Source organism: Treponema sp. UBA785, from assembly GCF_002297065.1.
In the GTDB taxonomy this organism is placed as follows: domain Bacteria; phylum Spirochaetota; class Spirochaetia; order Treponematales; family Treponemataceae; genus Treponema_D.
This window is the reverse complement of sequence record NZ_DBJD01000090.1, coordinates 21140-27917: the sequence shown is the minus strand read 5'-3', so window position 1 is coordinate 27917 and position 6778 is coordinate 21140. Positions and strand designations below refer to the sequence as shown.

9 protein-coding genes are annotated in these 6778 nt (G+C 38.2%); 5 read left to right on the top strand and 4 right to left on the bottom strand.

Going from position 1 to position 6778, the window contains the following annotated elements:
- Window positions 1-69 precede the first annotated feature (69 nt).
- Both B2X33_RS07925 and B2X33_RS07920 read left to right on the top strand, forming a co-directional pair.
- Window positions 70-765, top strand: coding sequence for a response regulator transcription factor (locus tag B2X33_RS07925; protein WP_296022774.1), 696 nt, complete (start codon window positions 70-72; stop codon window positions 763-765).
- Window positions 766-1815, top strand: coding sequence for a sensor histidine kinase (locus B2X33_RS07920; protein ID WP_296022773.1), 1050 nt, complete (start codon window positions 766-768; stop codon window positions 1813-1815). It abuts the gene before it with no gap.
- Here B2X33_RS07920 and hemW read toward each other — a convergent pair.
- On the bottom strand, window positions 1778-2968 hold the full coding sequence (gene hemW, locus B2X33_RS07915) for a radical SAM family heme chaperone HemW (RefSeq protein ID WP_296668868.1): 1191 nt from the start codon (window positions 2966-2968) through the stop codon (window positions 1778-1780). The two genes, B2X33_RS07920 and hemW, sit on opposite strands and share 38 nt — an antisense overlap.
- A gap of 16 nt (window positions 2969-2984) precedes the next feature.
- Window positions 2985-3674 carry a signal peptidase I gene (gene lepB, locus B2X33_RS07910; protein WP_296022771.1) on the bottom strand — a complete coding sequence of 230 codons (690 nt, stop codon included), beginning with the start codon at window positions 3672-3674 and terminating at the stop codon, window positions 2985-2987.
- A 65-nt stretch (window positions 3675-3739) separates the two neighbouring features.
- On the opposite strand from lepB, the gene smpB reads away from it, so the two are divergent.
- Window positions 3740-4201: an SsrA-binding protein SmpB gene (gene smpB, locus B2X33_RS07905; RefSeq protein WP_288585298.1), complete on the top strand. Its 462-nt coding sequence runs from the start codon at window positions 3740-3742 to the stop codon at window positions 4199-4201.
- Window positions 4202-4215: 14 nt separating this feature from the next.
- Entirely contained in the window at window positions 4216-5103 is an 888-nt protein-coding gene (locus tag B2X33_RS07900) for a TP0183 family DNA metabolism protein (protein ID WP_296668865.1), read from the top strand.
- Between the two features lie 9 nt (window positions 5104-5112).
- Here B2X33_RS07900 and B2X33_RS07895 read toward each other — a convergent pair whose 3' ends face one another.
- Entirely contained in the window at window positions 5113-5706 is a 594-nt protein-coding gene (locus tag B2X33_RS07895; RefSeq protein ID WP_296668863.1) for an L-threonylcarbamoyladenylate synthase, read from the bottom strand.
- Complete coding sequence (locus B2X33_RS07890; protein WP_296668861.1) at window positions 5687-6163, bottom strand: septum formation initiator family protein; 477 nt, start codon at window positions 6161-6163, stop codon at window positions 5687-5689. The genes B2X33_RS07895 and B2X33_RS07890 overlap by 20 nt, the downstream gene beginning before the upstream one ends.
- A gap of 373 nt (window positions 6164-6536) precedes the next feature.
- Between B2X33_RS07890 and B2X33_RS07885 the strand changes: the two genes are divergently transcribed.
- Window positions 6537-6778 (top strand): hypothetical protein (locus B2X33_RS07885; RefSeq protein WP_296668859.1); only part of this gene is annotated, 242 nt, incomplete at its 3' end.

The window sequence follows — 6778 nt, the reverse complement described above, 5'->3', positions numbered from 1 at the left end:
TTGCGAAACAACTTAAAAAGTCAAGGTTAAAACTCAAGTTTTAATCTTGACTTTTTACGGGAATATAAAATGAATTCTAAAATTCTTGTTGTTGAAGACGTTCCAGAAATGGCAGAACTTGCCTCTATGTATCTGAAAAAATCAGGAATGACAGTTGAATCCGTTGGCAGCGCAGAAGAAGCGCTTGAATACATTGATAAACAAATGCCAGACTTAATCATTTTGGATTTAAATCTTCCGGGAATGAGCGGTTTTGACTTCCTGAAAAAATTCCGCGATGAATACAATTCATCTCTTCCAGTAATTATAGTCTCTGCCCGCGATGCAGACGAAGATATTATAAAAGGTCTTGGAAACGGCGCAGACGAATTTGTTACAAAGCCGTATTCACCAAAAGTTCTTACAGCAAGAGTCGAAGCAATTCTTCGCCGGCAGGCAAAAGTTACCGCAGCAGCAGAAGCTTCTTACGAATTTGGCCCGTACACTGTTCTGCTTAACAGCTGCGTACTAAAAAAAGGTCCGGAAAAAATTCCTCTCTCTACAAAAGAATATGAAGTTCTCGAATTCTTAATTTCTCACGAAAATGAAGTTTTGGGACCAGAAAAAATCTACAGAGAAGTATGGAAGGCTCAGTACGGAGATATTACAGCCGTTGCTGTATATGTTCAGCGCCTAAGAAAAAAGATTGAAGAAGATCCATCTTCGCCAAAATATATAAAAACAGTATTTGGCATGGGCTACAAATTCGAAAAAGGCACAGTTTAAATGAAAATAAAACGGCAGCTACATATTTTTCTTCTTCTTGTTGTACTTATTCCGCTAGTTGCCTTCGCAATGATTCCAATCAACAGACAACTTGCAGTCGAAGGAATTTCTTTTGAAAAAATCATAAGGATTTCTTTTCTTGTTGCCTCGGTGATTGAACTTGCCTGCATAATTTTTACACTGCATATTTCAAATACAATTTCAAGGTCAATAACTTTTCTTCAGCGTTCTACAAAAAGACTTGCGGACGGACAAGTATCAAAACCACTGGAAAGACGGAAAAATCACCGCGGAGAAAACGAGATTACTGATTTAATCGGGAATCTCGACAAAATGCGCATAAGCCTTCTTGAAAACGAAGAAAGAAGAAAACGTTTTATAATGGGAATGAGCCATGACCTGCGCACACCCGTCGCAGTCATAAAAGGTTATCTTGAAGCAATTGACGACGGAGTTGTAAGCGGCAAGGAAGAAATTGCAAAATCCGTAAATATAATTCTAAACAAAACAAACCAGCTCGAAGCTATGCTCAATTCGCTGATAAATTTTGTCAAACTTGAGACGGCGGAACAGAAAAATAATCTTACATTGCAGCCGATTCTTCCTTTGCTTCAGGAATTTGCAGAATCCTGCAAAAATTCTGGAACAATTTTTAACAGAAATGTAAAAACAGAGATCCAGGTTTCGCCGGACACGCAAATTATGCTCAACAAAGAACTAGTTTTAAGAGCCTTAGACAATCTTTATTCAAATGCCCAACGCTATACAAAAGACAAAAATGTAATAATAATCAAGGCAAACGAAACAGAAAGCGAAATTAAAATTTCTATAGAAGATACAGGCATCGGAATAAACGAAAAGGACATCCAGTTCATTTTTGATATTTTTTACCGGGCTTCAAACAGCCGAAACGAACCTGGCTACGGAATCGGACTTTCGGTCGTAAAAAACATAATCGATTCTCACGGCTGGAAAATCGACGTAAAATCGCAGGTTGGAGTCGGAACAAATTTTACAATAACGATTCCAAAAACAAATTCAAAAGCATAAGTCCGCGTTCGTTAAGAGCATAAAAAGTTTTGCCGTCTTTTTTGTAACTGCGGGCAAGATGTTTTTTAGACCATTCAAAAAAAAGTCCGTCTTTTACGCCGATTCTCTCTTCAAGGCTTTTTCCAAAGCGTTTTTTAAATTCTTCTGAACATACGCCTTCCAAAAGTCTAAATCCCATCATAAGCCATTCAAATTCCTGGGTCTGTAAATCGATTTTTTCAACTTGCCGTATCGATTCCGGAATTTCTGATTCAGAATTAAAGTTAAGCCAGAAATTTTCATAATTTTTAATAGAACAGGTATTCGTCCAGCGTTCTGAAACATCGCCGTAAACACTGCCGCACGCGCCGCTTCCACAGCCAATATAATTCTCAAGATGCCAGTAAACTTTGTTGTGACGACTTTCTGCTCCTGTTCTTGCAAAATTGCTTACTTCGTACTGAATAAATCCATTTTCTTTTAAAATTTTTCTGCCCAAAATCCACATTCTGTCTGTTTTTTGCTGGCTCCATTTTATTTTTCCAGACTCGATTTTTTTATAAAGCGGAGTATTTTCTTCCAAAGTAAGCGAATAAAGTGAAATATGCTCGATGTTTTTGCAGTAAAAAACCATCTCAAACTGTTTTTTAAAAGAACTGTAAGTCTGTCCAGGAAGACCTGCTATAAAATCGACAGAAAGCTTTTTTTTCCATTTTTTTTGAAGAAGTTCAAACGCAGAAATTGCAGTTTTAAGCGAGCAATGCCTGTTTATGCTGTCCAAGGCCTTTTGGTCGAGAGCCTGAACGCCTATTGAAATTCTGTCCACGCCGGCATTTTGCGCAGAATCCAAAATATCCTCTGTCAAATCTTCAGGGTTCATCTCAACGGTAAATTCATCTGCCGTCTTGCCGGAAACAGCATTTTTTATGCCAGAGACAAGTTCAAAAAGAAGTTTTGCTCCAAGCTGGCTCGGAGTTCCGCCTCCAATATAGACAGTTTTCCAGCGTGAAACTGAGTATTTTTTTACATAAAAACGAATTTCAGTTAAAACTGAACGGACATATTCCTCATCTGGACAAATACAGGAAGCGCAATTTGAAGGAATACTGAAAAAATCGCAGTAATCGCACTTCTGCCTGCAAAAAGGAACGTGAACATAAAGGGAAATCTCCATTTAAATTTCCTTAAAACTAAAAAAGCTTCATTTTTGAAAAAGGAAAATAAATAAAAAGCGCCCTGCCCTTGAAAGAAGCCGAACTTACAGGTCCCCAAAGCCTGGAATCAGAAGATTCAAGACGGTTGTCCGCAAGAACAAAATATTCGTTTTCTTTTAAGATGAATTGTTCCATATTTCCTACAGTGCCGATTCTGCTGTCAGTTTTTGCGGAAATTTCCGGAACAGAGAGAGTGTATTTTATCTTTGTAAGTTCAAATTCCGTAAGAAACTGGGACTGGCCTTCGGGTTTTATGTAGACAAGATGGTTTGAAATATAAATCGTATCTCCCGGAAGACCGACAACGCGCCGGAAAGACGGCGACAGTTCGTTTTTAGCAAAAGGAGAATACTGCTGGACTGTAAAAAAGCGGCAGACAAAGTCAACAGATTTTTCAAAAAAAGAATGAACAGGCTCATCTTTTGGACTTACAAGCATAACCTGACCGCGTTCAGGATTCCGCAAAAGAGGAGCAATTTGAACAACGCAATCAGAGGCAATACCTGGCGACATAGAATCAGATTTTGAAAGAACTGGATAAAAAAGCGCAAGCCGGATTAAATTTATGCTTGCAAAGCAGACAAAAACAGAAAGAAGAATTAAAAAAACACGGTGATAAAGCTCCCTTTTCATCCTGTAGGAAACTGAATAAATATCTCGAAACATAAATAAAACATACATCTTTTTATGGCAGGTTGCAAGGTAAACCCATTAAGAATATAATTACTTCTATGTCTGAAAACGTAAAAATTATTGCACAAAATAAAAAAGCCCGTTTTGACTATTTTGTCGAAGAAAAATACGAATGCGGAATTGTCCTCGAAGGAACAGAAGTCAAGTCTGTAAAAGAAGGAAATGTTTCATTCAACGATTCTTTTGCCGAAATTCAAAATGGTGAGTTATGGATGCGAAATTTTCATATTTCAGAATACAAATATTCGTCCATTTTTAACCATAATCCAGACAGAGTAAAAAAACTGCTCGTCCACAAGGAAGAGTTAAAGCGGATCCAGCGCAAAGTTGATGAAAAAGGTTTTACTTTGATTCCATTGGATTTTTATTTAAAAAATGGACGCGTAAAACTTACGCTTGGCGTTTGCAAAGGTAAAAAGCAGTTTGACAAGCGGGCTTCAATTAAAGAGCGCGATGTGAACAGAGATTTACAGAGAGAATTTAGAAATTCAAACCTGTAAAACGGGGATTTTATTTGAAAAAGTTATCTGCAATTTTTACAGCAGTATTTCTCACCGTAATGCAATCAGTTTTTGCAGCCCCGCTCCAGCTCGATTATTACGGCGTCATTTCATCGTCGGCAGATTCAAACATGCTGAAAATGGCCCAGGATTTTTTCTTTACGCAGCTAAATGCAATCGACGGAGTTTCTGTCCATGACAAAAGGCAGAATCCAGGAACTGTCTTAAGTTCAATTCCGGACACATCTTCGACTCATGCGCCAAAAATTGCTTTTTACGCAGAAATAACCGAAGACAAAAAAGACGAATCAGCAGTTTTTTGGAACTGCATTTTTTTTGCAGGGATTCCAGATTCTTCAGGCGGAACAACTTACCAGAAAAGCAAAAATTATGATTCATACTACAAAATGCTGACAAACTCAAAAGACACGATTCACGAACTTTTAGACAAAATAAAAATGAGAAATTCCGAGAATGAATCTTTGTCGGCTTCTTCAAAAAATTCAGCTTTCGCGCAAAAAAGCTTTAACATTGAAAAACTTTCTGGAATATGGAGCGGAGAGCCTTTTACAGACAAAATCGTTATTTTGCGGGGCGGACGCGGTTTTATAATCTTTAAAAACGGCGCAACTATGAACATTTCTGTTTCGGCAGAAGAAAATTCTGAACACGGAAGCATCATAAAAATCCGGCAAATCGGAAAACCAAACGCCTCTTTTTATCCAGAACTTCCGCGTGAAATTGCGCTTTCTGTTGCACCGAACGCTTCTCCAATCGAGTGGAATTTTACAATGAATGATGAAAATGCGCTTTCCGGCACAAAGACAACTCTTTTAAGAGACGATTCAAAGGCCGAAAAAGTAAAAGCCGGAAATCAAAACGTAACCTGGCACAAAAAATAAAATTTTCTTTTAAACCGCGCAGTCAAGTTTTATCTGCCCCTGCCGTACAAGCTGGACTGTTCCGTCTTCTTCCAAAGCCACTATTGTAGAAGGAACACCTGAAGTTTTGTCTCCGTCATCAATAATCAAGTCAACAGCAGAACCAAACTCTTTTTTTATTTCGCAAAGATTATTTAAAGGAGCAGAACCGCTTTTATTTACACTAGTTGAATAAATTGGCGCGCCGCATTCTGCAATCAATTTTCTGAGCCATTCGTCGCCAGGACAGCGGAATGCAGTTGTTGCAAAATTTCCGTCTTGTTCAAAAGTATGAACGATTATCGTAAGCGGACCGGGCCAAAAAGAAAGCAGCTCATCAGGAACAAGATCGCGAGTATATTTTTTTAAGTCCTCTGGTTTTGAAAGAAGCTGGATGCACCTTTTTCCTTCTTCCCTTCCCTTTATTTCTGAGATTTTTTGCTCTGTGTGGTAAGAATAATGTCTTCCGTCAACAATTCCAGAAAAACCGTAGACCGTGTCGGTTGGAAGAATGACAATTTTTCCGCGGCGAATGTAATCAGCGGCAATAAAAATAGATTCCGAATCAGACTTGCGGCAAATCATAAACAGGAATGCCCTCCATAAAGACAGGATTTTTTCTTCGCTTAAAAAGTCCAGATTTTATATCTTGATAAAGTGAATACAGGCAGACCGTCAAAAAGGCTGCAATTCCAAGAACTTTTCCGACCCATTCAGGAAGATATTCAGGCTCACGGGCTTTTATAGGCGTACCTGCATCATATATCTTTTCCTGTTCAAAAGGAAGACCGTTTATCTTAACGATTTTGTCGCCGTCAGAAACATAACCGAGTTTTTTTGCAAGACCTTCGATTACTTCTTTGTCGTTTTGCAAAGCCGTACATTCAAGCTTGAGAGAATTATTTGTTTTTTGGATTGATTCTGTCCGGACTGCAAGGATTCTTTTTTGCTCCCGCTGCTGTCTTTCTGCCAAAAGACCGTCTCTTCCTGCAAAAACAGAAATAAAAACATAGACAAAAGTTCCTGTTAAAGCCGCTGACAAAATCCTAAACCTTTTCATAATCTAGAATATCGGCTGATTTTTTGATTTTTATAACGGGATTTTTTTATTTTTTGAAATTTAAAAGCGGAAAACAAAAATTTTTGAGAAAAACCTACCCCGGACAAAAGGGGCGGCAGTGCCGTTGCCGAAAGGCAATGAGCGCCTAGCGAACCCCGGCTGGCCGGATAGACAGGCGATGCGGTCCAAACTAAAAAAAGTTTTAAGTAATTTTTAAACTTTCAAAAATAGACTTTGAAAAAAAATTCTGTTAAAATATTGATTTATAAGTCTTATTTTTTAAGTTTTTAAGATGAAGATTTTGAGCGGTTATGCCGATATTTTCTTTGATAAAACTTTTTGCAAGGGGAATTTTATGAGCGATTCAAAAGAAACAAATGAACTTGACAGTTACGGCGTTTGGGTAAAAACCCCTCCAAAGACAGTGGATTCCTCTGAGACTTCTGTTAATTCAGACGACGTTTTTAATTTTGACACGGATTTGCCAGATTTTTCTGATTTAGATGTAATTGATGAGCCTTCAGATTTTTCAGCTTCGGACAATTCTGACGATGCGCTTTCGGCTGAGGATTTGGCTGGGCTTGAAACAGAAAACAA

Excerpts from the sequence above, each read along its gene's own strand:
- hemW (WP_296668868.1), bottom strand. The coding sequence starts at position 2,968 with ATGGAGATTTCCCTTTATGTTCACGTTCCTTTTTGCAGGCAGAAGTGC.
- smpB (WP_288585298.1), top strand. The coding sequence starts at position 3,740 with ATGTCTGAAAACGTAAAAATTATTGCACAAAATAAAAAAGCCCGTTTT.
- B2X33_RS07895 (WP_296668863.1), bottom strand. The coding sequence starts at position 5,706 with ATGATTTGCCGCAAGTCTGATTCGGAATCTATTTTTATTGCCGCTGAT.
- lepB (WP_296022771.1), bottom strand. The coding sequence starts at position 3,674 with ATGTTTCGAGATATTTATTCAGTTTCCTACAGGATGAAAAGGGAGCTT.
- B2X33_RS07920 (WP_296022773.1), top strand. The coding sequence starts at position 766 with ATGAAAATAAAACGGCAGCTACATATTTTTCTTCTTCTTGTTGTACTT.
- B2X33_RS07925 (WP_296022774.1), top strand. The coding sequence starts at position 70 with ATGAATTCTAAAATTCTTGTTGTTGAAGACGTTCCAGAAATGGCAGAA.